Origin of the sequence: Vibrio breoganii, from assembly GCF_001677275.1 — a bacterium.
GTDB classification, from domain to species: domain Bacteria; phylum Pseudomonadota; class Gammaproteobacteria; order Enterobacterales; family Vibrionaceae; genus Vibrio; species Vibrio breoganii.
The window spans coordinates 2,256,444-2,281,114 of sequence record NZ_CP016177.1 but is presented as its reverse complement, the minus strand read 5'-3'; the positions used below and the strand labels follow the sequence as shown (position 1 = coordinate 2,281,114).

The window sequence follows — 24,671 nt, the reverse complement described above, 5'->3', positions numbered from 1 at the left end:
GTTTAGAATTAAGGCGTCTTTAGGACGCCTTTTCAAGTTATTTGATGAAAGAAAAGTATCCCGTATTTCGAACCAGTAGTGCACTCTTAGCTGTACTACTGGTTTTGCCAATTTTAGCCATTTTTTACACCAGTATCGGTGGTGATAACGACTTGTTCGCACACCTTTTTGATACGGTGTTGCCCACCTACGTCTCAAATACCTTCTGGTTGGTATTTGGAGTGATGTTACTGTCTCTTCTAATTGGTATTCCAAGCGCTTGGCTAATGGCCATGTGTCGCCTTCCATCAGAAAAAGTGTTGCAGTGGGCAATGGTACTGCCTCTGGCTATGCCTGGTTATATCGTCGGTTACGTGTTTACGGATTGGTTTGATTTTGCCGGTCCTTTACAGGTTTTCTTGCGAGACATCACTGGTTGGGGGCCAGGAGACTACTGGTTCCCTGATATGCGTACTTTAGGTGGCGCCATCTGGGTGTTGTCTTTAGTTCTCTATCCGTATATTTATCTGCTGTGTCGCGCGGCATTCATGGAGCAGAGCGTGAGCATTCTGCAATCGGCTAGATTGCTCAAGTGCTCTCCATGGCAGAGCTTTTGGCGTATATCGCTACCGATTATTCGTCCTTCTATTGCCGTTGGTCTATCCCTTGTAGCAATGGAGGCCATTGGTGATTTTGGTACTGTCAGTTACTTTGCAGTGAATACTCTCACCACTGCGGTATTTGATACTTGGCTTGGTTACTCTAATCTAGGCGCAGCCGCTAAGATTTCAGCGATAATGCTGCTCGTGATTATTCTGCTGATCAGTGCTGAGCGATACAGCCGTCGTAAGCAGAAATTGTTCCAAAATCAATTTAATAGCCATGAAAACTTCCGTTATGAGCTGAAAGGCTGGAAAAAGTGGGCAGCGGTGACCTGGTGTTGGTCCATTGTCGCTGTCGCTTTTATCTTCCCGTTACTTCAGCTTTGTCAGTACGCCTATCGCTACTTTTCAGAAAGCTGGACGACTCAGTTTTATCAATATGCGATGAACAGTCTGCAGGTGTCAGTGCTGGCGGCATTGATTGCCTTGGTTATCGCAGTGGTACTGAACTTCTATAATCGCTTATCTGCGACAACCAGTAGCAATGTGTTCGTGCGTTTAGCCTCTCTAGGCTACGCTGTTCCTGGAACTGTGCTTGCGATTGGTGTGATGGTGCCGGTACTAACGGCTGACCATTTTATTAATGATATTGCCAAGGCGATGGATTGGGGAAGACCTGGACTTATCTTCTCAGGCTCTATGTTTGCCATTGTATTTGCTTTTGTTGTGCGTTTCTCTGCGGTCGCCATTGGCACTATTGAGAGCAGTATGAACAAGGTATCACCCTCATTGGATATGGCCGCACGCACTATGGGCTGTAACAGTACGCAAATGCTACAGCGCGTGCATATTCCGCTAATGAAGCGTGGGGCACTGATCGCCTTTTTATTGGTGTTTATCGAGTCGATGAAGGAGTTGAATGCGGCATTGCTATTGCGACCATTTAACTTTGAAACACTTGCCACCTACGTATACAACTTTGCCTCTGACGAGCAACTGGAAATCGCGGCGATGCCTGCAGTCCTGCTTGTGCTCGTTGGATTGATTCCGTTAATTATCGTCAACCGTTCTTTGGAGCAACCACACTAATGAGCCGTACCTTAGCCATTAAAGACCTCACCTGTAAGTATGACAATCAGACTGTTTTAGAGTCTTTGTCTTTGAAGGTTAAACAGGGAGAAATCGTCTGTTTGTTGGGTGCCAGTGGTTGTGGTAAAACCACGCTGCTTAAGGCGATATCAGGCTTGTTGCCTCTCACTAAAGGCTATATCGAACTTAACGGTAACGTTATTGATGATGGTAAGCATTGGGTTGCACCAGAGCAGCGTAATATCGGGATGATCTTCCAAGACTATGCGCTATTTCCGCACCTAACGGTGGCCGAGAATATCTGTTTTGGCATTCAAGAACTGGCAAAAGAAGTGCAAAAAGAGCGTGTTCTGCAAATGCTTGAGATGGTTCATTTGCAGGAGCTTGGCGATCGATATCCGCATCAGCTATCTGGTGGTCAGCAGCAGCGTGTGGCTATTGCGCGCTCTCTTGCTTATAAACCTGATCTATTATTGCTCGATGAACCCTTCTCAAATATCGATACCCAAGTACGTCATAAATTGATTGCTCAGATCCGCGCTATCTTCAAGCAAGCAGGCGTAACCGCTATTTTTGTTACCCATAGCCGAGAAGAGGCCTTTGCCTTTGCCGATAAAATGGCAGTGATGAACAAGGGTGTGATTGAGCAATTTGGCACTGCGAGTGATTTGTATCACAACCCCTCAAGTCGATTTGTTGCAGATTTTCTTGGTGGTGGCAGTTATTTACCGGGGCTTAGAGTAGAGCAAGGGCTGTATCAAACTGCCCTTGGTGTGGTTAAAGCGCTATCCAAGCAGCAAAGTACCGATGAGCAGGCTCATATATTGTTTAGGCCTCAACATCTGCAACTGACCGCAAACCCAGAGGGACTGACCAAGGTATTAGAGCAGCAGTTCATGGGTGATCACTTCCGCTACGTTATTGATGTGGATGGGCACAAGCTACTGTCTAGCTCCATAGAGCAACTAGATATTGGTAGCCGAGTTGACGTTACCTTAACGCCAACTCAACTTCTGGCCTTCTAAAAAGGGTTGCGGTAGTGGATACCGCGGCCCTGTAATCCTTCCAGATCAAGCTGTAAACGAGATAAGAAATCATTCCAGTCTTTGTTGGTTTCTTTAGTCCACGCCACCTCTGCGATGGCTTGCAACCTAGGGTGCACCATATACTGCAGTCGCTCGGCACTATCAATGAGTTCGCACCATAATCCCGCTTGGATCCCCCATACCTTTTGTTGGATAGGGTCATTGGCGTCTATCTCACTCAAAGGGCGATAGTGATAAGCGTGTTTTAGCGGGGTAATGTTCGCCCAATAGAAGCCTGACTCAGTGGCATCAAATTCTTGGGCCATATCGAGATAGGTATATTGACCAGGCTGAAGTACCACATCAAAGCCTTTACGGGCACATTTTATGGCGGCTTCTTCGCTCTGCCATGAATAGATCACCGTTTGCTGGCTAACCTTGTCGCCATACTGCGCCTCTTCCCAGCCAAGCATTCGCTTACCTAAGCTGCTGAGTTTGTTTTCTACGTAGCGTAGAAGATGTCCTTGCAGTTCTTTGGCATCAGAATAACCGTGCTCAGTCATTACGGCCTGGCATTTTTCGCTCTCTGTCCAAACCCCTTCAGGAACTTCATCAGCGCCGATATGCACATAAGGGGCAGGGAACAATTCTGCCACCTCTTTGAGCACCTTATCGAGGAACTCATACGTTCCCTCTAGCGCGGGTGAGAGCGCGTTGTCGGTGTAGTGCTGCACACTGCGGTAGATGGACTTGTCATCCCTATCGAGCAAAAGATGGGGCAGGGCCTTGATCGCTGCTCGGCAGTGGCCCGGTATGTCGATTTCGGGGATCACAGTGATCCCACGACGCTTGGCGTAAGTGATGACTTCTTTAATCTGCTCCTGGGAATAGAAGCCGCCATATTTGGAATCGATGTGTTTGAACTGAGCCGTAAGGGGCAGATCTTTGCCTCGCCACGCGCCAATATCGGTCAGCTCAGGGAAGGCTTTGATCTCAATGCGCCAGCCTTCATCATCGGTGAGATGCCAATGAAAGTGGTTGTACTTATAGCGGGCGAGTTGATCGATGATCAATTTCACTTGGTCTAGTTGATGGAAGTGCCTTGAACAATCCAGCATCATTCCTCGATAGTCATAAATAGGGCTATCTGATATCTGAATGCAAGTGGCTTTGATGCCATTGCCAAGCAGTTGCAATAGGGAAGCAACGCCGTGGCTGAACCCTTGATAATCACTGGCAAATAGAGTGACTGAGTTACTAGATACCTCTAATTGGTATGACTGGTGAGGTAAGCTTTTAAGCAACTTAAACTCGACTCTGTTTGCTTCTTCACTTAGGGATAAGTCAAGCTCAGGCTTTGCTTCTATCAACCATAAAGCGGCTTCTTTTGCTTGGTCACAGTCAGTGAATATCACCTCATCATGGGCAAATTCAAAGGCACCAGAGTCAATTTGTATCTCTTGAGGTTTAGGGATAATGCCTACGCTCGCCTTGCTTACGGTTTCTATAGGTTGTGGGTTCGACTTTGGCTCAATGAGCTGCAGGGGCGTCACATCCACAGCGTATTGTTCTGGCGCGGTAATAAACGCCTCTAAAATACCATCACATTGTAGCTGCAACGGTGGTGTTGGCATCTCAAACTCAGTGGTAAATTGACCATCAGCTTGTAGCGTTGGCAGTGACTGTAAAGTGCAAAAGCTACCGAGTTGAGAGAGATTACCTTGAGTGTTGCTGCTCGAGTCTAAAAAGCGGGTAATAGAGAAATAGAGAGTCCAATCTTCGAGTGTCAGTGAAGAGTGGTTGCTAAGGGTCATTGAAAATCGAGTGCGCTGCTCGGTTTGATTAATGACCTTTAGGTCGAGACGAAATAGGCTCATTGAGAGTCTCCTGATAATTCATCACTGGTTTGATGGGCGATTGCTAATAGATACCATGCCGCGTGGGGTAACCACTGTTCTCCCCAGCGCCAGTTTTGCTCTAAGTTATCGGCGTATTCTTCGGGTTTGAACCCAATGCCTAACGGGTTATCAAAGGCTGCGGTAATGCCATTACAAATCCCTCCCTTCGCATTGAAAAAACCCAACTCAGGGAGGTAGTCAGGGTTGTTGTGCCCATGCCCATCGAGCATGCACATATCATAGGGATTGAGGCCTAGAATCCAGTTAAGGGGCTGCTGTGCGTAGTTTTTTACCTGAGGGATCAAGTGCGCAGATAGATAAGGAAGCGCAAAATGAGCCATTGCAGTAAGGGAAGCGAGACGAGCATTTTCTCCTTGCCACCAATAGCCTGATTCATTGTCTTGAGCAATAAAGAAGGCATCACGCTTCTCGCCGCTCACATCCTTGACGTACTGCCTTGGATAGCCAAAAGGATTGGCCACTCTCTGAGTGATGCTCAGCTCAAACAGCATTGAGGCGTTGATGGTGTCGATTACCTGACTTCTTATTGCAGTATCTGTCTCGATATCAAGAAAACAGCATAGCGTGATTACGGGCAACCCAGCTTCTGCTGCGTGGAAATAAGGGCGAGTACCATCCCTATTGGCGGACCAAAAGTTGTGACAGTCATCATCACTAGACTGACGTGAATTTAGCTTCTGAGTCCATTGGCGAGCCTCATCTAAATAGCGAGAATCATGGGTTGTTTTATACAGCTCGACGCTAGCAAGGAGCGCGCAATACTCATCAATAATGTTCTCAGTGCCGTCGTCTAGGTAGTCTTGGTTATGCTCTGTTAGATGCCAATAACCAAGCTGTGCTTTTTCTAAATAGATTTCGCTGTTGAACTCACCGCAGTGTTCAAGTCTAGCGGCAGAGGCAAGGGCTGCAATGGCAACCCCTGCGCCTTGGCGAAAGCCTGCGTGATAATTCTCAAGCTTAATACCGGCTTGGGTCTTATAGGCGCAGATGTCTCGCTGGGCAGGGTCTTTGCTCCATTGGTCGAACACTGTCATGTAGAAGAAACCGTCTGCATCTTGCATTCGCACTAGAAAATCAGCGCCGAATAGCGCCTCGTCCATCAGACGGGTTTGAGTAAACGGGTGGCAGCTTGGCTCAGTTTTTAGCTTGTCTAGGCTAGAGAGTAGATTCCAAACCAGCATAGGAATTTGCTGTGGGTTCAGGTAGTTGGCGTAGGATAGGTGGCTTAGGTACTTGCTTACATCTCCTGAGGCATCATACCAACCGCCAGAGACATCAATAGTTCGCTCTGAGCCCAATAGTGTTGCCTGTTGATCCGCTTGATCGTAGATACCGCTACAGCGCTGCGATTTGAAATAATGCAAAAGATCAGAGAAGGTGCGCTTGAACAATAGCTGAGGTTGAATCTCAAAAGAGTGCGATGCACAGCCTTCAAAGCGAGCCTGATAGGTGCCGCTCTTGTTGATCTTGCTAAAGTCAAAAGTGTAGCACCAGCCTATATTCCATTGATCCACCTGAGCGCCGGGCTGAAGGGGTACACGGGCTACCTCTTGGTGAGTCTTTGTATCAACAATGATGATATCGGCATTGTCGACGGTTTGAAGAGGTAGAGGGTGAGGCGAGAGCAGGACACCCTGTTTATCGGCAGTAGTGGAGTAGCCGATTTGATTGATTAACAACTGCATAAGTCGTTATTCCTTATAGAAAAATAGCCCCCAATAATGGGGGCCAAAACAGAAGCCACCCTTAACCCTCGTGCAAGTAACAGCGAACAAAGTGGTTATCGGACAGTTGAGTGACTTCAGGGAGTTTATCTTTACATTTATCGGTAGCGTGTAAGCAGCGCCCAGCAAAAGGACAGCCAGCAGATTCTGGGGTCCAAAGCGGTATCTCACCTTTATTTCCTGCCAGTTTTTCATGAATAGATTTGGCAGGATCGGGCACTGCAGAGACTAATAATTGCGTATATGGGTGTTGCGGGTGGGCAATCACTTCATCGGTATCACCCCATTCCACCATGTGACCCACATACATAACGGCGATATCTTCTGCTATGTAGCGTGCCGTCGCGATGTCGTGAGTGATGTACAAAAGAGACATTTGCTTTTCAAACTTCATCTCTTCCATCAGGTTTAGCACGCCTGCACGAATAGACACATCCAGCATTGAGGTGGGTTCATCAGCAAGTACCACCTCTGCACCAACGGCAATGTTTCGCGCTAGGTTTACCCTTTGGCGTTGACCGCCAGAGAGTTGATGCGGGAATTTCTCTGCTGTTTCCTTTGGCGGGATGAGGCCCACCTGCTCAAGAAGATCATACACGCGCTCTTGCAGCTCTTTCTTATTTCCTGATGACACCTTCTTATGGATCAGAAGGGGTCTAGCAATATGGTGAAAGATGTTGTGGGTTGGATTGAGAGAGCCAAACGGGTCTTGCCATACCATTTGCACGCCCTCGCGGTAGCGCATGAGGTCTGACTTTTTAGTGATGGTTTGGATATCACGACCACGATATTCGATGCTGCCGCCACTGGGTGCATACATCTTGGCGATCATCTTAGCGGTGGTAGATTTACCTGAGCCTGACTCGCCGACTACCGATAATCCACGGCTCTTATACATCTTAAATGACACGTCATTGATCGCGCGCATCATCGGGTTTTTTAGTGCGTTGCTGCTCACAGGAAAGTCTTTAACTAAGTTCTTGCCTTCAATGAGTAGTTCGCCTGTTGCTTTGCTCATGTTACTTCTCCATTGGCCTTAGCTAACTTCTTGTTGTGCGATAGGTTCACCAAACAGGTGACAGTTTGAAAAGCGCTGATGCTCTATTTGACGCAATTGTGTGGGCACTGTTTTGCATCGCTCAGTAACCTGAGAGCAACGTGCCTGAAAGCGACAACCTTCAGGGATTTCTAGTAGGTTCAATGGGTTACCAGGAATACCCGTTAATTTGGTTTTAGGGCCCGTCAACGGAGGGAAAGAACTGCCTAAGCCGCGAGTATAAGGGTGGAACGGCTGTTCAAGAATTTGCTTGGCAGGAGCCACTTCAATCAGCTCACCTGAGTACATGATGCCAATGCGATCAGAAAACTCCACCATCAGTGAAAGGTCGTGTGTGATAAACAAGATAGAGAAACCAAACTCTTCCTTTAGCGCGTAGATCTTCTGCAAGATCTCTCGCTGCACCACCACATCAAGTGCTGTAGTGGGCTCATCCATAATGATCATCTTAGGGTTCAAGGCCAAAGCAATCGCAATCACCAATCTTTGACGCATGCCGCCTGAGAATTGGTGCGGGTAATCACTGAGTCGGCTAGGGTGGATATCAACGATCTCCAGTAGCCCTTCTGCGCGTTTAATGGCTTGCTCTCGAGTCATGCTAGTGTGTCGCATGATGACATCACAGAACTGCTCTTCCATTGGCAATACTGGGTTAAGGGCGTTCATGGCACTTTGAAATACCATAGACATCTCACTCCAGCGAAACGCCTGCATACGATCATCACTGTATTGAAGAATGTCTTCGCCGTTAAAGATCACCTCTCCACCTGAGATAAAAGCAGGTGGCTTATGCAGGCGCATAAGAGAGAAGGCGACGGTGGATTTACCACAGCCAGATTCACCCGCTAGGCCAAATACTTCACCGGGAGCGATATCAAAGCTTACGTTATTGCACGCTCGTACATCGCCAGCATCGGTAATGTAATCCACACAAAGATTGCGCACAGAAATTAGTGGTTCAGTCATGATCAGTCTCCGCGCATGATAGGGTGGGTTGGAACCTTAACCGGTTCAGGCTTACGTTCTTTCTTGTCTAACTTGGCCATTTTCTTCCAGCGACGCATACCCTTGTGAGAACGAAGTTGTGGGTTAGCAATTTCATCAACTGCAAAGTTAAGCAGAGCTAGGCCTGTGACCAATAGTGTCAGTGCCATACAAGGAGCCAATAACTCCCACCAAGCGCCAATCAGCATAGAAGAGGAGGTTTGTACGTTGTAAAGCATAATGCCCCAGCTGATGGTGTTAGGGTCGCCCATTCCTAAGAAGGAGATGGTGGCCTCCATCATGATGGCGTACATCACGGAGCCAATGAAACTAGCCCCTACGATAGAGATAAGGTTTGGCAGTATCTCGACAAAGATGATTCTAAATGAGGACTCACCCAATACTTCAGCCGCCTTAACAAACTCTTTTTCGCGCAATGCGAGGGTCTGGGCTCGGACAACGCGAGCACCCCACGCCCAAGAGGTGAGACCGATAATTAGCGCTATGGTTAGTGGTCCTGCCTCGCCAATAAATGCGGCAACAACAAACAGCAATGGATATTGAGGGATAACCAGCATGATGTTCATGGCGGCCGTCAGAAATTCATCAACCTTGCCACCAAAGTAACCAGCGGAAACACCGATAATGGTGGCAAGAAAACACACGGTTAAGCCAGCACCAAAGCCAACAGCCAAAGATACGCGAGCGCCATAGGCGACCTGTGCCCAGACATCTCGTCCCATACGCGTTGTGCCTAAGGTGTGCTCTGCCTTCTTAGACATTCGTAGAGTGCGGCTATCCGTTGCCAGATTTTGTGCAACCCACCCCTCCGGGTTTGCTTGAGCGGCTTTCACTATCAAGCCTGGATACTCATGGGGCTTACCGGTACGTTTGTCCGGAGCGTGTTGAGTGATCAATGGGGCAGCAATAGCGATAAATAAAAATGTACTTAGGATCGCCACACCTATCATGGCCACCGTATTGCCTCGAACCAGTTTTAGTATGTCTTTCATGTTACTTGCCTCCCTTGCGTAGGCGAGGATCTAGCAGCACATACAGCATGTCGGCTAGCAAGTTAAAGAACAGCATGAATAGGGTCATGATCAACAGTTGCCCTTGCAGCACTTGGTAATCGCGAGCAGTAATGGCATTAAACAGCACAGTGCCAAGGCCTGGGTAGTTGAAGATGATTTCGATAATTAACTGTCCACCAATCGCCATCCCGAGTGACATAGAAAGGGCGGTGACACTTGGTAGTAAGGCATTTCGCGCCGCGTAGTTAAACACAACGCGGTTTTCGCTAAGCCCCTTCCCCTTTGCCATGGTGATGTAATCTTCGGCGAGCAAGTTGATCATGTTGTTACGCATATTCACGAGGAAGCCACCAATTTGCACGATTGAGGCACAAACCAAAGGCAGTACGGCATGATAGGCAACGTTCTTTACGAACTCCCAACTTGTCCAGTCTGGTGTAATGCCTGCGGTATAGGCGTAACCGGTAGGGAACCATTTAAGACCAATGGCAAAGATGAACATCGCCAACATAGCGATAACGACCTGAGGTACGGCTTGAATAACTAGCATGCCTGGGGTGATAAAGGTGTCGTACTTACTGCCACGCTTCCAAGCGGCGAAGATCCCCAGTATTGAGCCAATAGAGAATGAAAGTACTACTGCGGTTCCAGCTAGAAATAAAGACCAACCAAAGGCGCCGCCCAGTAATTCATTAACGCTCAATGGGTAGAATTTGATCGAAGTACCTAGCTCCCAGCTAAGAATACTCTTGATATAAGTGATGTATTGCATCCATAGAGGACCATCAACGAAACCCAACAGTTGTTTCATTGCCTCGATGCGCTCTGGAGTCACTTGGGCTGTCGCGTTCGCAAACATCATGGTAACGGGGTCACCAGGCATTGCTCGCGGTATAATGAAGTTAATCGTCGCTGCTACCAGCAACGCGATAAAATAGAACGATAAACGTCTTAGAAAATATCCCATACCTACACCTTAAGTATCCGATTTATTCCTTATATCGGATAAATTTCGCTTTTTGAGCGAAGAATCCCCTGACGTTTTCGCGCCATAGTTGTTATTGACTTTGAGGGGAATTAACGGCGCACCATTTGGTGCGCCTTTGAGCGTCGATTACTCGACAGGTTTTAGATCCAGCACGTGAAGTAGGCGCTCAGGAATACCAGCCCATACATTTGGACGGCCCTTAGCGTTGTCTTCAGTCCACCAACCTGTGAATCGAGTGGTGTTGTACTGGTAGTTACTTGCACCAGACATGATTGGGATGGTGACCTGATGTTCAGCAATGATGCGCTGAATACCATGGGCAATCTCCATTTGTTTACCTTTATCTGCAGTTTTGTAGAAACTGTTCAATAGGTTGTCTAGCTCTTCATTTTTGTAGAAGTGCATTGCGAAGCGAGGCATACCGCTGCCTTCTTGCAGAGCAGAGTTGTATGCGCTGTTCCAATATAGGTGAGGATCTGCACCGTGGAAGTAGTTGGTGTAAGCCACATCGTAAGTACCCTCAAGCATGGCTTGGTTGTATACCGCAAACTCAGGAGTACGAGCGCGCGCCTTGATACCCACTTCGTTTAACTGCTCTACAGCCAGTTGAACGGTGTTGTTAAAGTCTGTCCAACCGTTTGGAGATTGGATTAACAGCTCAAAAGACTTACCTGATGGAGTTTCAACAAAACCATCGCCATTAGTGTCCTTAAACCCAGCTTCTTTCAGTAGCTTTTGTGCATCTTCTGGGTGGTATGAGTTGAATTTCTGGAACTGACTGTGAGTGCCTTCATCAGACCAAGCCTCGAATGCATAGCCAAGACCTGAACCAAAGTCATTCACAGTACCTGCGCCATAGAACGCGATATCAATGATGGTTTCACGGTCAATGGCCATACCCATAGCGCGGCGGAAGTCTACATTAGTAAGTGCTTCGTTTTTCGCTGGATCTGGGTTCTTAAAGTTAACGACCAGAGCTTGCGTGCCTGCTGGTGGGTACCAGTAACCGTGATTAGGGTTAGCGGCTTTGTAGGTGCGGTCAATGTCTGGAATGAAAGACGATGTCCAATCCAGCTCAGAGTTCACAATCTTACTTAGAAGCTGATCGTTGTTGGCAATCTGGGGAACACGAAGGCAGTCAACATCTAGGTTGTCTGCATCCCAGTAGTTAGGGTTTTCACACTGAATGTACAACTGAGGTGTAAAGGTATCAATTTCAGTAAATGGACCTGAACCCACTGGGTTTTCATTGGTGAAAGACGTTGGATCTTCAACCTTTGACCAAATATGTTCTGGAACAACAGGGACTTTGGCAATTTCATAAGGCACGTTTGAGTTGCCTTCTGTTAGAAGGAAGCGAACCTGGTGGTCATTAACCTTTTCTACTTTGCTTACCCATTTGTTGATGCCAGTTTGATCTAGTGCCGCGTGTGACGCCACGAGGTTGAACGAGAAAACCACATCATCAGCGCTAAAGGCTTCACCATCAGACCATTTTACGCCCTTGCGAATATCAAAGGTAACGCTCTTAAGGTCAGCAGCCATTGTGAAGTTTTCAGCAAGACGCATCACAGGCGTATTACCGTGCATCTCATTGAAAACAACCAGTGGCTCATAGATAAAATCACTAGTAGTACGCAGGTTCGTTGCTAAGTAGGGGTTAAAGTTGCGAACCATTGTAGGGTAGAAATCAGGTACGATAGTAAGTTCCGATCTTGCTGCTGCTGGAGCTGAGATTGCAGTAGCTGCAGTTGCGATTACCGCTGTAGCAAGAACTGTTTTTTTTATGTTAGCAAGCATAGTTTATCCTTAGTCTGTGTTTGCTTCTTTATTAGTAAGTAACCAAGCTTGATTGCCTGAGCCTATTGCTTAAACAGTGCCACCCAACGACGTGACTGCTTAACTGTGGCGGATCATCTGTATGACTCTGATAACCATTGGTTGAGAGTAGAATTGTCTCTCCAGTCAAAATCGTCAATTTACATTCCCGTCAAAAACGTTAAACAAGACGGTTTTGATGTCAAAATCGTTAATATTGTGTCGTTAGTGAGCACTACTTAAGTTCTTTTTTTATACAAAGAATAATGCTAAGTACGTGCATTGTTAGTGCTTACTTACTCTTTGTACTTTTAACTGCATTGATTGCAATGTGTTGCTATAACTCAGTGATCTTGGTTAAACAAAGATTTATTACTTTATTCGCAAGTTAAAAATATGACTATGAGTTTGTTGTGATTATGCTCGCAATTTTGAATAAATCAGCACCTTAGAGCCCTGTATTGAGCTTTTTATAGCGGGATGAATTGCCTTTCTTAGGGCTTATTTAGAAAGGGAAAATAAGGGACGGAAATAAAAAAAAGAGCTCATTACAGTGCGTAATAAGCTCTTTAAGAGAGAATTATTGTGCGACTAAGTTCTGTAATTGCTCTCTTAATTCAAGCAGCTGTGCTCGCTGCGCATCATCGTGATTAGAGTGCGCAAGAATAAAGTCTAAGGAATTGAGAACGGTACGCCAGCGAGGCGTTTTAGGCAGAGTTTCTACCCTTAAGTATTTGTCTAGCGTTCTTGTCTGCAAGGTGCTTCTATCAAGATAAACACGCCACAGGCCACTTTGTTCAGCAAAATTGAATTTAGTATTACCGTCATGGCTTTCCCAATATTCAAGTGCGGATGACATACAGTCTACAAGAAGCTGTCGCATATTCTGCTGCTTGCTGTCCTTGCTGTTATCCAACTGTCCAACCAAGTCTGCAAACTCATCGCCAAGCTCTTTGAGCTCTTCCAGTTGGGACTTATCTCCAGCAAACGCGTAACTGGCTAAGGCATCTAGCGCCACTTCAAGGTTGTTGATGCGTTGGTTAGCGTCATCTGGGTCTGAATTGAAGATAATCATGCCTCGCAGGCCCGTTTCCAACGGCAAGGTAAAGATATCGCTGGCAATGACCTGCTTGGTTTCACCTACGAAGACATCGATATCCATGCTTCGGTGAGGCTGATCAAACTGTAGGTACTTAGGCGCGATGAACTCTTCAATCTGTGAGCGCTTAATCTGCTCAATAGAGCGCTTGAGAAGCTCAGTCGCAGATTTGTTGGCAAAGGTGATCTTGTGGTTCTCATTGATACAAACAATCGCCTCTGGAGTGCTCTCTAGCTGCTCGAGAAGCTTGGTTTGCGTTTCCAAAAGTAAAGACTCAACCCTTTCACGTTGGGTTAGCTCAGCGCTCAATGAGTCGTTTTCCTGCTTGCGCCTTTCCGAGAGACTGGCATTTATGTGCACCTGAATTCGTGCTGATAGCTCTTGCTTATTAAAGGGCTTAACTAGGTAATCATTAGCGCCACAGTCAAAGCCCTTCACTTTGTCCTCTGTTTGATTCAAGGCGGTGAGCATGATGATTGGCAGCTCGTTGTAGTTGTACTGATTACGTAAGTACTCACAAACTTGGAATCCGCTCAATTCTGGCATCATGATATCCAGCAGCAGAATATCGGGCTTTTCTTCGCCAATGAGGTCGAGCACCTCTCGACCATTATGTGCACTCACCACCCTATACCCTTCTACTCGCAAGAAACTCTCCAGTATCTTGAGGTTAACGGGTTCGTCATCCGCAATCATGACGAGTTTTCCGTCTGGATTATTGGGCAAAGAGAGAGACTGTTCATCAAACTCGGTTTGATGAAACTCCTCACGAGAGTAGTGCTCTGTGTCTGATTCACTATTAAAGGTTTCAAGCTCTTGCTTGCTCGCAAGTGGCAGGGTCATGGTAAAGGTAGTGCCGAGCATAGGTTGGCTAGTCACAGTCAGTTCACCGCGCATGATTTCAATCAAGCGCTTACTGATAGATAACCCAAGACCAGTACCTTGATGGTAGCCAGAATAATTGCTTTGAGTCAGTGGCTCGAAGATATTGTCTAGGTCTTCTTTAGGGATGCCATGTCCGGTATCTATGACCTGTATTCTTAGCTGTTCGCCTTGCTGATCTGCGTTTAAGATCACCTTACCTTCTGAGGTGAACTTGATTGCGTTGCCAACAAGGTTGTACAGCACTTGCTCAAGCCTTTGTGGATCGGCGCTGACCATAGGCAAGCTGCTGTCTATTTGATTGATGATGCGAACGGGTTTTTTATCGACTAAGTGTTTTGATAATTCCACAACCAATTGAGATGCAGACGACAGTGAAACCGCAGTAGGTTCAAGCTGCAAATGGCCATATTGCATCTTATGATAATCCAAAAGATCATCCACTAGGTTGGACAATCTGTGTCCACTATTGATGATGATCTCTAGCTGATATTTTTGAGATGGTGGCACGCTTCCATGCGCCTCACTGAGCATAGCTTGGGCGACGCCAATCATGCCGTGTAGTGGGGTTCTTAGCTCATGAGAGGTGGTAGCCAAAAATTCATCTTTTAGTTTATCCGCTAGCTGCAATTCACCATTTTGTGTGGCGATGGTATCTAGGTTGAACTCGAGTTCTTTGTTCTGCTCTTTGATCAACTCAATCTTTTCTCGAATTGAACGTTGCATCCTCTCAAAGCTGACTGCAAGTCGTCCTATCTCATCCTTGCGCTCAGTGCCCTCTACATTTTCTTTAAGGTCGCCAGCCGAGATTCGCTCTGCGGCCCAGGTAAGCTTAAGCAGAGGGTTGGTTATGAAGTTCGATAGGTAGTGAGAGGTGATCACTACGATAACAGCAGCGCTTAATACAATGATAAAAAACAGCTTAAATAGCTGATTTACTCGCTCAAATGCGATTTCTTCTGGGGTCTCAACCACCACTGCCCATGTTAGGCCATGCACATCGATAGGCGCGTAGGCTGCGATGGTATTGTCGCCAGATAAGTTGGCGTACGTTTCAACCTCGGCAGAACCCTCAAGGGCCTTTATGGCGACCGGGGAGCTTTGCTTTGAATCAACGCCCTCGCTACTGTCTGCGAGTAGTTTTAAAGACTTATCAAACAAGGATACATTCAGGTTAACCAGATGCTCCTCTGAGATAAGGTCTGTGAGCGCAGACAGTGGAAGTCGGAAAAATGCGTAGCTGTGTAAGTAGCCTCTTTGCACAATCGGGGCGGCAAACCAAGCCACTTCCTCTGTGCTGTCAGAGTTACCGTCAATAGAAAAGTCGCTCATCAGAACGATGTCATTGTATTGTTCTAAGGAGTCTTTGTTTGAGGCGACGTAGTCTTTGAGTTGTTTGAATAGCCCACCCAGTTCGGTTTTCTTGTAGCGCTCTGAATTCAGGTTCGTTGCGTAGTAATCGTATTTTTGCACGGAATAGGCGACGTTGCCTTCAAGATCAACCAAGGCGATATCGTCGAAGTCCGAGCGCTCTAACAAACTTTGGAAGGTAGAATGATAGCGCTTGTGCAGTAATCGGTAGCGCTCAACACTGGTGTAGTTTTCATTGCCTCTGACGGTTTTCGTACGAATGGCATTTCCAGAGCCTGGAATGTATCTCTGTTGGCCAATGCTTCTAGACTCGTCTAAGTCTTTACCTAAGCGCCTGAAAGAGTCAATCAACCCATAAAATCGTCCACCACTGGCGTAAGCCAGTTCCGAATGCACAAAACCAATCACCTCTGAGTCGAGATTGCCGATATAAGCGGTAACCTTATTAGCATTGCCATCCCTCATCGAGGTTAGATACGTGGTGCTTTGCTCTTGGAGGTCTTGAGTGTGGGAACGAAGAAAGAAGAAAGCAACCAGCAGCATAGGAATAAGGCTGACCAGCATAAAGGCGCCCATAAGGGTGCTTTGCAGACGTTTAAACTTTGGGCGAGTGTGATTTTTTGACATAGGGTACTAGGGTCTGATAAAGAGATCATCATTGCTGAAATGTACCCGCCAAATACAGTGAGGCAAGCAAAGGCTTAAAAAAGCGTGTTGCCTCACACAGTTTTATTTCGTTGCGTGGTAGATCGCGAACTTATTGGTTTTACTTGTCGTTTCGCAATTACCAAAGGCTTTTTCGATAATCGGAGGGTATTTTAAGAAGCTATTCGCCACAATGACCAGTTCACCTCTACGAGAAAGATGCTTTGGTGCCTCGGCGAGTAGGGTTTCTGTCGCGCTGTAACTGGTATCTAATCCGGAGTGAAAAGGAGGGTTGCTGACAATAAATTGGTAGTCCTTGCTCGCCTCAGAGTAGACGTCGGTGGCAAAAACACGCCCTTTAAGCCCGTTCGCTTGCAAGGTGCGCTTGCTTGATTCCACCGCAAAAGCGCTCACATCACACATCTCTAGTTCTATTGATGAATTTTTCAGTGCCATCGCCGCACCAATAATGCCTGCACCACAGCCAAAATCGAGAACCTTGCCATTGAGTTTTGGGAGATTAGCGAGCAGCAGTTTAGACCCTAAATCAAATTCACCATGGCTGAATACGCCAGGTAGGCTTTGAACTTCGATAGAGACACCCTCTAGCTCAACCTGATAAGACTTAAAGTAGTCGTTGAGCTCAAAGGAGGCTGGTGGCGTTTGGCTTAAGCCCCAGTAAAAAGAGCAGCGGCGTGCTGAGTCGTATTTATTAATAAGACCAAACTCTTTGAACATTTTCTCAATGCTTTTTACCCCGGAACGATTCTCGCCGATAACGGCAACCTCTGTCTCAGGGGGCAGTTTGCTGAGCATCATCTCTAGCAGATACTTAGCTTCACTTTTTGCCTTTGGCCAGTAAAGCAAAAGCATGTCAGCATCAACACTGTTTTCAAACTCAACACCAAATTGGCTATCCACACCGATACGTTGCATCTGCTGATGATAGCCATAATGCGTCGTGAACACGGTTACCGCTTCAGCGTGCTGTTGTAGCTGTTTTGGGAAATGATCCTCTGCTTCTCCTGCAATGACGACGCGTTTTCCTGCGAAGTAGGCAAGTTGACGTTCAGCTATCTGGCTTGGGGCGGTGTAGGCACTCATTTATTTACTCTTACTAGTTGTTATCTTGCTGATCGAGGAAGTCATTGAACTCTTCCTCATACATGTTGAACAGCACCATAGTGATGGCGAAGATCAGCGGGCCGTAGATTAAACCAATTAAGCCGAAGACATGCAAACCGCCAAGCAAAGAAAAGAAGATCATTAAGGTATTCATCCCTGCACTTCCCTGCATCAGCAGAGGGCGAAGAATATTATCGATAGAACCAACGACCGCTACTGACCAAATCAACAAGAATATGGCCCAGCCAGTTTCTCCAGTCAAAAGAAGGTACAGACAGGCTGGCACCCAAATTAATGCGGTACCAATAACGGGGATAAAGGAAGCAAAGCCCATCATTGTTCCCCAAAATAGGGCGGGGAATCCCACCAACCACATAGCAAAACCACCGGCAGCGCCTTGAGCAATCGCCGTTAAGAAAGAGCCCATCACGGCAGATTTAGAGACCTTCTCAATTTCGTCTAGTAGCCTGTCTTCTTGTGAGCGAGACAGAGGAAGGATGTGACGCATATTGTTGATGATTTTGTCATGGTCGCGCAGTAGGAAAAACAGTACAAACAGCATCAAGCCGAAGTTCACCAAAAAGCTGGTGGCACTGCCCACAACGGAGGCACTAATAGCCACTAAGTTAGAGCCAAACGTGCTGGCCAGTTCTGCGACCTTTTGCCCAATCTCAGACGGCTTTAGGGTGTCGAACGGTAAGTAGGTATTGACTATATCGAGGACCTTAACCACCCAAGGCTGTGCGAATAGCTCCTGCACACCGCCGTCGGTTACCCAGTGATAAACACCCTGCGAAAAAGAGGAACCTTGCTGGATGATTGCCGTGAAGACAAACAACAGCGGTATCACAATGATAAAGGTTAAGATGATGCATGAGAGCAGGGCAGTGGTGTTTCTCATGGTCGGCATCTTCTTATCAAGCCACTCGTGAATGGGGAACATCAGCAGTGAGATGATAAACGCCATTACGATTGAGTTGATATAAGGTCGGATTAAAACAAAGCAGGCATACGCGAAAACCAGTAGCGCAGCAATTAATAGCCATTGGCTAGACGTGAGTTGGAATCTTTTTGGCACTTTGAACGGCCCACTTATAGTGTTTGTGATGATAAATCATAGCGTTATGCAACATGAATCGCTAGAAATAAAAAAGGAGCCAGCAGGCTCCTTATTCACAATGTACAGCGGGTTATTAAGCAGCTAAAGCGGCAAAACAACGATCAGCAGCAGCGAGGGTTTGCTCAATATCGTCATCAGAGTGAGACAGAGAGGTAAAGCTTGCCTCAAACGCTGATGGCGCAAGGTAAACGCCCTCTTCTAGCATCAGATGGAAGAAGCGTTTGAATCGCTCAACATCGCACTTCGCCACTTCTTCGTAGCAGTTAACTTGCTGCTGATCAGTAAAGAAGAAACCAAACATACCGCCTACTTGGCTCACCAGTAGCGGGATGCCATGCTTGTCAGCACGCTCTTTGAAACCTTGAGCTAATTTCGCTGTGATTTCATTAAGACGCTCTTCGTTACCTGCTTGTGCTAATTGAGTTAGACATGCATAGCCAGCAGCCATAGCGATAGGGTTACCTGATAGAGTACCCGCTTGGTATACAGGGCCCGTTGGAGCAATGTGTTGCATTACTTCTTTACGACCGCCAAACGCGCCTACTGGCATACCGCCGCCAATAACTTTACCTAGGGTAGTGAGATCAGGCTTTACGTTGTAGTGCGCTTGAGCACAGCCAAGAGCAACACGGAATCCCGTCATTACTTCATCAAAGATAAGCAGTGCGCCATTTTGGTCACAGATTTCACGCAAGCCTTCTAGGAAACCATTGATAGGCGGGATGCAGTTCATGTTTCCTGCAACTGGCTCAACAATGATGCATGAGATTTGATCTGGGTTTGCATCAAACAGCCCTTGAACAGAGTCAAGGTTGTTAAAGGTTGCTGTTAATGTGTGCTTAGCAAAATCTTCTGGTACGCCCGGAGAGCTCGGTTGACCTAGAGTCAATGCGCCAGAACCTGCTTTAACCAATAGGCTATCAGCGTGGCCGTGGTAACAGCCTTCAAATTTCATGATCTTATCGCGACCCGTGTAGCCACGTGCCAAACGGATTGCGCTCATGGTCGCTTCTGTACCTGAGCTTACCATGCGCAGTTGTTCCATTGATGGCACAAGAGAGGACACAAGCTTCGCCATGTTGATCTCAAGCTCGGTTGGAGCGCCAAAGCTAAGACCGCGCTGCGCTGCTTCAACAACCGCATCGCGAATAACAGGATTGTTGTGGCCCAAGATCATCGGTCCCCATGATCCGACGTAGTCGATGTACGCTTTGTCGTCTGCATCATAGATACGAGAGCCATCAGCACGTTCAATGAAAAGTGGAGAACCGCCAACGCCATTAAATGCACGTACTGGTGAGTTAACGCCACCAGGAATAATGGTTTGGGCTTGCTGATAGAGTGCTTCTGATTTGCTCATTAAAGAATCCTTGCTTTTCGGATAGCATTTTTGGGAATGACAGCATTGTAATAAATATTGGCCACAAGTCTAACGCTTGTGTCTCACTATTCGTGTGAGTGTCGGATTACAATACTTGAACACTTTGCTCAGGTATTAGATAATCGCCACAACAACACAGTCACCTAGAGTGGCAACATCGAATAAAGAGAGGTCTCGGTGAGCGAATTAAATGTCCCTTTGAATTTTTCTGACGCAGCAGCAGCGCGCGTTAAAGTATTGATTACAGAGGAAGAAAATCCTGAGCTTAAACTACGTGTATACATCACAGGTGGTGGTTGTAGTGGTTTTCAATACGGTTTTACCTTCGATGAGAAAGTGAATGAAGGCGACTCGATTATAGTGAAAGACGAGGTGACTCTAGTGGTAGACCCTATGTCTTTGCAGTACTTAATTGGCGGTACAGTAGATTACACAGAGGGACTTGAAGGCGCACGCTTCTTCATTAATAACCCTAATGCAACAACCACTTGCGGTTGTGGAGCCTCATTTAGCGTGTGATCCTACCCTCAGAAATACCCGGCAGTAATCGGTACAGTAGTCAGTTGTAAAGGCTGTGCCGTATAAACAGCTAGGCAAGGTCGCCTACTGATAATTAAAAGGATTTAGTTATGCCGTTAAGAAGGACAGGGCAATTTTTTGCCCAACGACCTTGGATCATCTCGCTTACTCTTGTTGTTGCCCTCGGCGCTTGGCTTGCAGCTGGCGCCCTTAGGGCAGAACAGCCCACAGAGCAGTCCCCAGCAACAGAACGCAACGTACCTTTAGCTAAGGTGGTTGTAACCCAATTTAATGCCGAGCCCGTCGCTCGAAAAATCGAACTCTATGGACGAACAGCGCCAAATCGTCATGTTGAACTCAGCGCAGAACTTGCAGGCACTATAAAAACCTTAAGGGTTCGTAAAGGCGCTACGGTCAAGCGTGGGCAAATCATTGCCATGATCGACAAAGGGGATTTAGAGATCCAGTTGGATCGTGCCAATGCCTTATTGCGAGTTAAGCAAAAAGAGTTTGATGCTGCGACCTCTCTTAAAAAACGCGGACTACAGAATGAAGTGGCTTTCACAAAGGCAGAAGCCGAGCTTGCCAATGCAAAAGCGACCGTCGCTAATGTTAAGTTAGGCCTAAAGAACAGTATTATTCGAGCACCATTTGACGGAATCATCGATCGCTTGCACGTTGAGCTTGGTGATTATGTCTCCCGTGGTGATGAGGTGGCTCATCTTATTGATCTTGAAAAGTTGGTTATCGAAGCCGATCTTAGTGAGCGTCATATCCAGTTAGTAAAGAAAGGGCAAACGGCGAACATCACCTTACTAGGGGGCGAAAAACTTCAGGGCACCCTGCGCTATGTGTCGCGCAATTCCTCTGTGACGACCAATACCTTTCCGATTGAAATAGAAATAGCCAATAAAGACCAAATGCTTCCCTCTGGTGTGAGCGCCGAGGTGGAGTTGGAGTTGGAAACTAAGATGGCCGTTAAGGTGACGCCTGCAATGCTAGCGCTGGATGAGGCCGGTAACCTTGGAGTGAAAACACTGCAAGAGGACAAGGTTCATTTTGTGGGCATTCAGATTGTTAAAGCAGAGCAAGATGGTGTCTGGCTAAGTGGCTTAGGTGACAGCGTTGAGATTGTCACTAAAGGGCAGGGCTTTGTTCGTGATGGTGACTCTGTCATCGCCATTAGACAGTAGAGGGTAAGCTATGCTCTCTATCATTGATGCGGCTCTTAACCGTTCTAGAACGGTATTAACACTACTGTTTATGCTGATTCTGGCAGGGGTGTACACGTATATCACGATCCCGAAAGAATCTAGTCCAGACATTACCATCCCCATTATCTATGTTTCTGTTGGTCATCAAGGTATCTCACCTCTTGATGCCGAGCGCATGTTAGTACGCCCAATCGAGCAAGAACTTCGCTCAATTGAGGGCGTTAAGAAAATGACCTCTACCGCATCCGAAGGTCACGGCTCCGTGACTTTAGAGTTTGTCGCAGGCAGTGATCTCAACAAAGCTATGACGGATGTTCGCGAGGCGGTGGACCTTGCTAAATCAAAGCTTCCCGATGATAGTGACGATCCCACAGTAAACGAAGTGACCCTTGCCAGCGAGCAGCCCATTTTGTCGGTGGCCTTGTATGGCACTGTTCCTGAGCGAACCATAGTTCAGATTGGTCGTCGTATTCAAGACAAGCTAGAGAGCTTTAAGCAAATCCTGGAAGTGGATATAGCCGGTGACCGTGACGATATAGTCGAGGTGATCGTCGATCCCCTATTGATGGAGAGCTACGGCCTAGATCAAGGTGATATCTACAACTTAATTGCCGCTAGCAACCGCGTAGTCGCAGCAGGTTTTGTGGATACGGGCTATGGGCGATTTTCAGTGAAGGTGCCTTCGGTGTTTGCCTCGCTACAAGATGTGCTTGAATTGCCGGTTAAGGTGGATGGCAAACAAGTGATTACCTTTGGAGATGTCGCCTCGGTAAGACGCTCCTTTAGAGACCCAGAAAGCTTTGCGCGATTAGATGGTGAAAGCGCTGTTGTGCTGGATGTTAAGAAGCGCGCAGGAGAAAATATTATAGAGTCGGTGGATATCGTTAAGGCGGTTATTGCTGAGGCTCAAAAGTTGCCTGATTGGCCGAGTAACCTATTGGTTAAGTACACCTATGATGATTCTGAAGACGTTGATCGCATGTTGACGGACCTTCAAAATAACGTGCTGTCAGCCATCATCCTTGTGGTGATCGTTATCATTGCCATCTTGGGAATGCGCACCGCTCTGTTGGTCGGCATCTCAATTCCTGGCTCTTTTCTTACCGGTTTATTGGTACTGTCTGTATTTGGTTTGACGGTGAATATCGTCGTGTTGTTCTCGCTGATCATGGCGGTGGGAATGCTGGTGGATGGGGCCATAGTGGTCACCGAATTTGCCGACAGAAAGATGCAAGAGGGCTCGCCTCGGAAAGAAGCCTATCGAGATGCAGCTAAAAGAATGGCTTGGCCTATCACAGCCTCTACCGCAACGACCTTAGCGGCATTTGCCCCACTGCTATTCTGGCCTGATACGACCGGCGAGTTTATGAAGTATCTGCCGCTGACCTTGATAGCAACGCTGAGTGCATCTTTGGTGATGGCGCTGGTATTTGTCCCTGTGTTGGGCAGTTTGATTGGTAAGCCACAGTTTATGAATGCAGCGACGCAGACACGTATGCAGCAGCTTCATGATGGTGACTTTGAAAAGGCCACAGGCATTACCAAGCTTTATTACCACACCCTGGCTATCGCCATTAAACACCCTCTCAAAGTGCTGCTGAGCGCGGTATTGTTAGCATTTGCTGTGGGCTTTGCCTACAACAAGGCTGGGCTTGGCGCCGAATTCTTTCCTGAGGTGGATCCGCCTTACTTTAATGTTAAGGCTCGCTCCTATGGCGACCTGTCTATTGTTGAGAAAGACAGCATAATGCGCGAGTTGGAACGTGAGATCATAGGTCACCCTGAGCTTGAGAGTGTTTACACTCGCACTGGCGGCCAAGACGAAATCGGCACGATACAGGTGACGCCAGTAGATTGGCAGGATCGCCGCTCGGTGAAAGAAATCATAGAGGAGCTTCGTGAAAGAACGGATAATTTTGCTGGTGTCGAGATCGAGTATAAGTTTCCGGATGCAGGGCCTCCAGTAGAGAATGACTTAGTCATAGAGGTGACCTCTCGAGACCCTAACTTGATTGATTCGGCCGCCAAGAAAATACGATTATGGGCTGATGGTAACCCTGCACTGACCAATGTCAGCGATAACTCAAGCAAGGAAGGCATTGATTGGACTATCGATGTTAACCGCGCTGATGCGTCTCGATTTGGCGCGGATGCCTCGCTGGTAGGCAATACGGTTCAGTTCGTCACTAATGGCTTAAGGGTGGGGGATTACCTACCCGATGATACCGATGATGAGGTCGATATATTGGTTCGTTACCCTGAAGACAAACGAGATATTGGGCGCTTCGATGAACTCAGGGTAAAAACACACGCAGGACTAGTGCCTATTACCAATTTTGCGAAGGTAAAACCTGAGCCTAAGCAAGACACCATTAACCGCTTGGATGGCAAGCGCATCGTTAATGTCGTGGCGGACATGAGCGAGGGCTATAATCTCGCCATTGAGTTGCCATCGATTCAGCAAGCATTGCAAGAGTTAGATCTAGCAGAAGGCGTTGAGTTTAGAATTAAGGGACAAAATGAAGAGCAGCAAAACTCTTCAAGCTTCCTGCAGTCGGCGTTTTTGGCAGCATTGGCTGTAATGGCGCTGATCCTGATCACTCAATTTAATAGCTTTTACCAAGCGTTTTTGATCTTGAGTGCCGTGTTGTTCTCAACCGTTGGGGTGTTTGCCGGTTTGCTGCTGTTCCAGCGCCCATTTGGCATTGTAATGTCGGGCATTGGGGTGATTGCGTTGGCAGGTATTGTCGTTAATAACAATATTGTATTGATCGATACCTTTAACCAGTTGCGCCAACGTGGATTATCAAAGGAAGAAGCGATACTGCGAACGGGTGTACAGCGTCTACGACCGGTAATGCTGACTACGGTTACCACTATCCTTGGTTTAATGCCTATGGTTCTGCAAACCAATGTAGACCTAATCAATCAGAAGATTGAAATTGGCGCACCAAGTACGCAGTGGTGGACTCAGCTCGCCACCGCCATTGCCGGCGGCCTAGCCTTCGCTACAGTACTCACGCTGGTACTGACGCCTTGCTTGTTGATGTTTGGAAGGAATAAGGTGACAGAGGAGTAGCTACTGTTGGCTGACAG

16 protein-coding genes are annotated in these 24,671 nt (G+C 47.1%); 5 read left to right on the top strand and 11 right to left on the bottom strand.

Annotated features, from left to right (window positions below):
* The first annotated feature begins 44 nt into the window (after positions 1-44).
* Both A6E01_RS10485 and A6E01_RS10480 read left to right on the top strand, forming a co-directional pair.
* Positions 45-1,670 (top strand): ABC transporter permease, encoded by a 1,626-nt coding sequence (locus tag A6E01_RS10485; RefSeq protein WP_017028383.1) that lies wholly within the window; start codon positions 45-47, stop codon positions 1,668-1,670.
* On the top strand, positions 1,670-2,695 hold the full coding sequence (locus A6E01_RS10480) for an ABC transporter ATP-binding protein (RefSeq protein WP_017028382.1): 1,026 nt from the start codon (positions 1,670-1,672) through the stop codon (positions 2,693-2,695). Before A6E01_RS10485 ends, A6E01_RS10480 begins: the two co-directional genes overlap by 1 nt.
* Here A6E01_RS10480 and A6E01_RS10475 read toward each other — a convergent pair.
* The 11 genes from A6E01_RS10475 to hemL form a co-directional block, all read right to left on the bottom strand.
* Positions 2,692-4,572, bottom strand: a complete 1,881-nt coding sequence (locus A6E01_RS10475) for a beta-N-acetylhexosaminidase (protein ID WP_065210187.1) — start codon at positions 4,570-4,572, stop codon at positions 2,692-2,694. The two genes, A6E01_RS10480 and A6E01_RS10475, sit on opposite strands and share 4 nt — an antisense overlap.
* Positions 4,569-6,299 (bottom strand): glycoside hydrolase family 9 protein, encoded by a 1,731-nt coding sequence (locus A6E01_RS10470; protein ID WP_017032751.1) that lies wholly within the window; start codon positions 6,297-6,299, stop codon positions 4,569-4,571. Before A6E01_RS10470 ends, A6E01_RS10475 begins: the two co-directional genes overlap by 4 nt.
* Before the next feature lie 61 nt (positions 6,300-6,360).
* Positions 6,361-7,356 (bottom strand): ABC transporter ATP-binding protein, encoded by a 996-nt coding sequence (locus A6E01_RS10465; RefSeq protein WP_065210186.1) that lies wholly within the window; start codon positions 7,354-7,356, stop codon positions 6,361-6,363.
* 18 nt (positions 7,357-7,374) lie between these two features.
* Positions 7,375-8,361 (bottom strand): ABC transporter ATP-binding protein, encoded by a 987-nt coding sequence (locus A6E01_RS10460; RefSeq protein ID WP_017028378.1) that lies wholly within the window; start codon positions 8,359-8,361, stop codon positions 7,375-7,377.
* A 2-nt stretch (positions 8,362-8,363) separates the two neighbouring features.
* Positions 8,364-9,392, bottom strand: a complete 1,029-nt coding sequence (locus A6E01_RS10455) for an ABC transporter permease (protein WP_017028377.1) — start codon at positions 9,390-9,392, stop codon at positions 8,364-8,366.
* Between the two features lies 1 nt (position 9,393).
* Entirely contained in the window at positions 9,394-10,380 is a 987-nt protein-coding gene (locus A6E01_RS10450) for an ABC transporter permease (RefSeq protein WP_017028376.1), read from the bottom strand.
* Positions 10,381-10,527: 147 nt separating this feature from the next.
* On the bottom strand, positions 10,528-12,201 hold the full coding sequence (locus A6E01_RS10445; RefSeq protein ID WP_017242574.1) for an ABC transporter substrate-binding protein: 1,674 nt from the start codon (positions 12,199-12,201) through the stop codon (positions 10,528-10,530).
* Positions 12,202-12,799: 598 nt separating this feature from the next.
* On the bottom strand, positions 12,800-16,198 hold the full coding sequence (locus A6E01_RS10440) for a hybrid sensor histidine kinase/response regulator (protein WP_065210185.1): 3,399 nt from the start codon (positions 16,196-16,198) through the stop codon (positions 12,800-12,802).
* Positions 16,199-16,300: 102 nt separating this feature from the next.
* Positions 16,301-17,320, bottom strand: coding sequence for a 16S rRNA (guanine(1207)-N(2))-methyltransferase RsmC (gene rsmC, locus A6E01_RS10435; protein WP_065210184.1), 1,020 nt, complete (start codon positions 17,318-17,320; stop codon positions 16,301-16,303).
* A gap of 13 nt (positions 17,321-17,333) precedes the next feature.
* Positions 17,334-18,419, bottom strand: coding sequence for an AI-2E family transporter (locus A6E01_RS10430; RefSeq protein ID WP_065210183.1), 1,086 nt, complete (start codon positions 18,417-18,419; stop codon positions 17,334-17,336).
* Positions 18,420-18,534: 115 nt separating this feature from the next.
* Positions 18,535-19,821, bottom strand: a complete 1,287-nt coding sequence (hemL, locus tag A6E01_RS10425; RefSeq protein ID WP_017028371.1) for a glutamate-1-semialdehyde 2,1-aminomutase — start codon at positions 19,819-19,821, stop codon at positions 18,535-18,537.
* A 198-nt stretch (positions 19,822-20,019) separates the two neighbouring features.
* Between hemL and erpA the strand changes: the two genes are divergently transcribed.
* The 3 genes from erpA (at position 20,020) to A6E01_RS10410 (ending at position 24,654) form a co-directional block, all read left to right on the top strand.
* Positions 20,020-20,361: an iron-sulfur cluster insertion protein ErpA gene (erpA, locus tag A6E01_RS10420; RefSeq protein WP_017028370.1), complete on the top strand. Its 342-nt coding sequence runs from the start codon at positions 20,020-20,022 to the stop codon at positions 20,359-20,361.
* A 110-nt stretch (positions 20,362-20,471) separates the two neighbouring features.
* Entirely contained in the window at positions 20,472-21,554 is a 1,083-nt protein-coding gene (locus tag A6E01_RS10415; protein ID WP_065210182.1) for an efflux RND transporter periplasmic adaptor subunit, read from the top strand.
* A 10-nt stretch (positions 21,555-21,564) separates the two neighbouring features.
* Entirely contained in the window at positions 21,565-24,654 is a 3,090-nt protein-coding gene (locus A6E01_RS10410) for an efflux RND transporter permease subunit (protein WP_017032746.1), read from the top strand.
* Positions 24,655-24,671: the final 17 nt, after the last annotated feature.

What these genes read in the sequence shown, in the direction of transcription:
- A6E01_RS10415 (WP_065210182.1), top strand. Translation starts at nt 20,472, where the DNA reads ATGCCGTTAAGAAGGACAGGGCAATTTTTTGCCCAACGACCTTGGATC.
- A6E01_RS10480 (WP_017028382.1), top strand. Translation starts at nt 1,670, where the DNA reads ATGAGCCGTACCTTAGCCATTAAAGACCTCACCTGTAAGTATGACAAT.
- A6E01_RS10440 (WP_065210185.1), bottom strand. Translation starts at nt 16,198, where the DNA reads ATGTCAAAAAATCACACTCGCCCAAAGTTTAAACGTCTGCAAAGCACC.
- A6E01_RS10485 (WP_017028383.1), top strand. Translation starts at nt 45, where the DNA reads ATGAAAGAAAAGTATCCCGTATTTCGAACCAGTAGTGCACTCTTAGCT.
- A6E01_RS10410 (WP_017032746.1), top strand. Translation starts at nt 21,565, where the DNA reads ATGCTCTCTATCATTGATGCGGCTCTTAACCGTTCTAGAACGGTATTA.
- A6E01_RS10455 (WP_017028377.1), bottom strand. Translation starts at nt 9,392, where the DNA reads ATGAAAGACATACTAAAACTGGTTCGAGGCAATACGGTGGCCATGATA.
- A6E01_RS10465 (WP_065210186.1), bottom strand. Translation starts at nt 7,356, where the DNA reads ATGAGCAAAGCAACAGGCGAACTACTCATTGAAGGCAAGAACTTAGTT.
- A6E01_RS10475 (WP_065210187.1), bottom strand. Translation starts at nt 4,572, where the DNA reads ATGAGCCTATTTCGTCTCGACCTAAAGGTCATTAATCAAACCGAGCAG.
- A6E01_RS10470 (WP_017032751.1), bottom strand. Translation starts at nt 6,299, where the DNA reads ATGCAGTTGTTAATCAATCAAATCGGCTACTCCACTACTGCCGATAAA.
- hemL (WP_017028371.1), bottom strand. Translation starts at nt 19,821, where the DNA reads ATGAGCAAATCAGAAGCACTCTATCAGCAAGCCCAAACCATTATTCCT.
- A6E01_RS10460 (WP_017028378.1), bottom strand. Translation starts at nt 8,361, where the DNA reads ATGACTGAACCACTAATTTCTGTGCGCAATCTTTGTGTGGATTACATT.
- rsmC (WP_065210184.1), bottom strand. Translation starts at nt 17,320, where the DNA reads ATGAGTGCCTACACCGCCCCAAGCCAGATAGCTGAACGTCAACTTGCC.
- A6E01_RS10450 (WP_017028376.1), bottom strand. Translation starts at nt 10,380, where the DNA reads ATGGGATATTTTCTAAGACGTTTATCGTTCTATTTTATCGCGTTGCTG.
- A6E01_RS10445 (WP_017242574.1), bottom strand. Translation starts at nt 12,201, where the DNA reads ATGCTTGCTAACATAAAAAAAACAGTTCTTGCTACAGCGGTAATCGCA.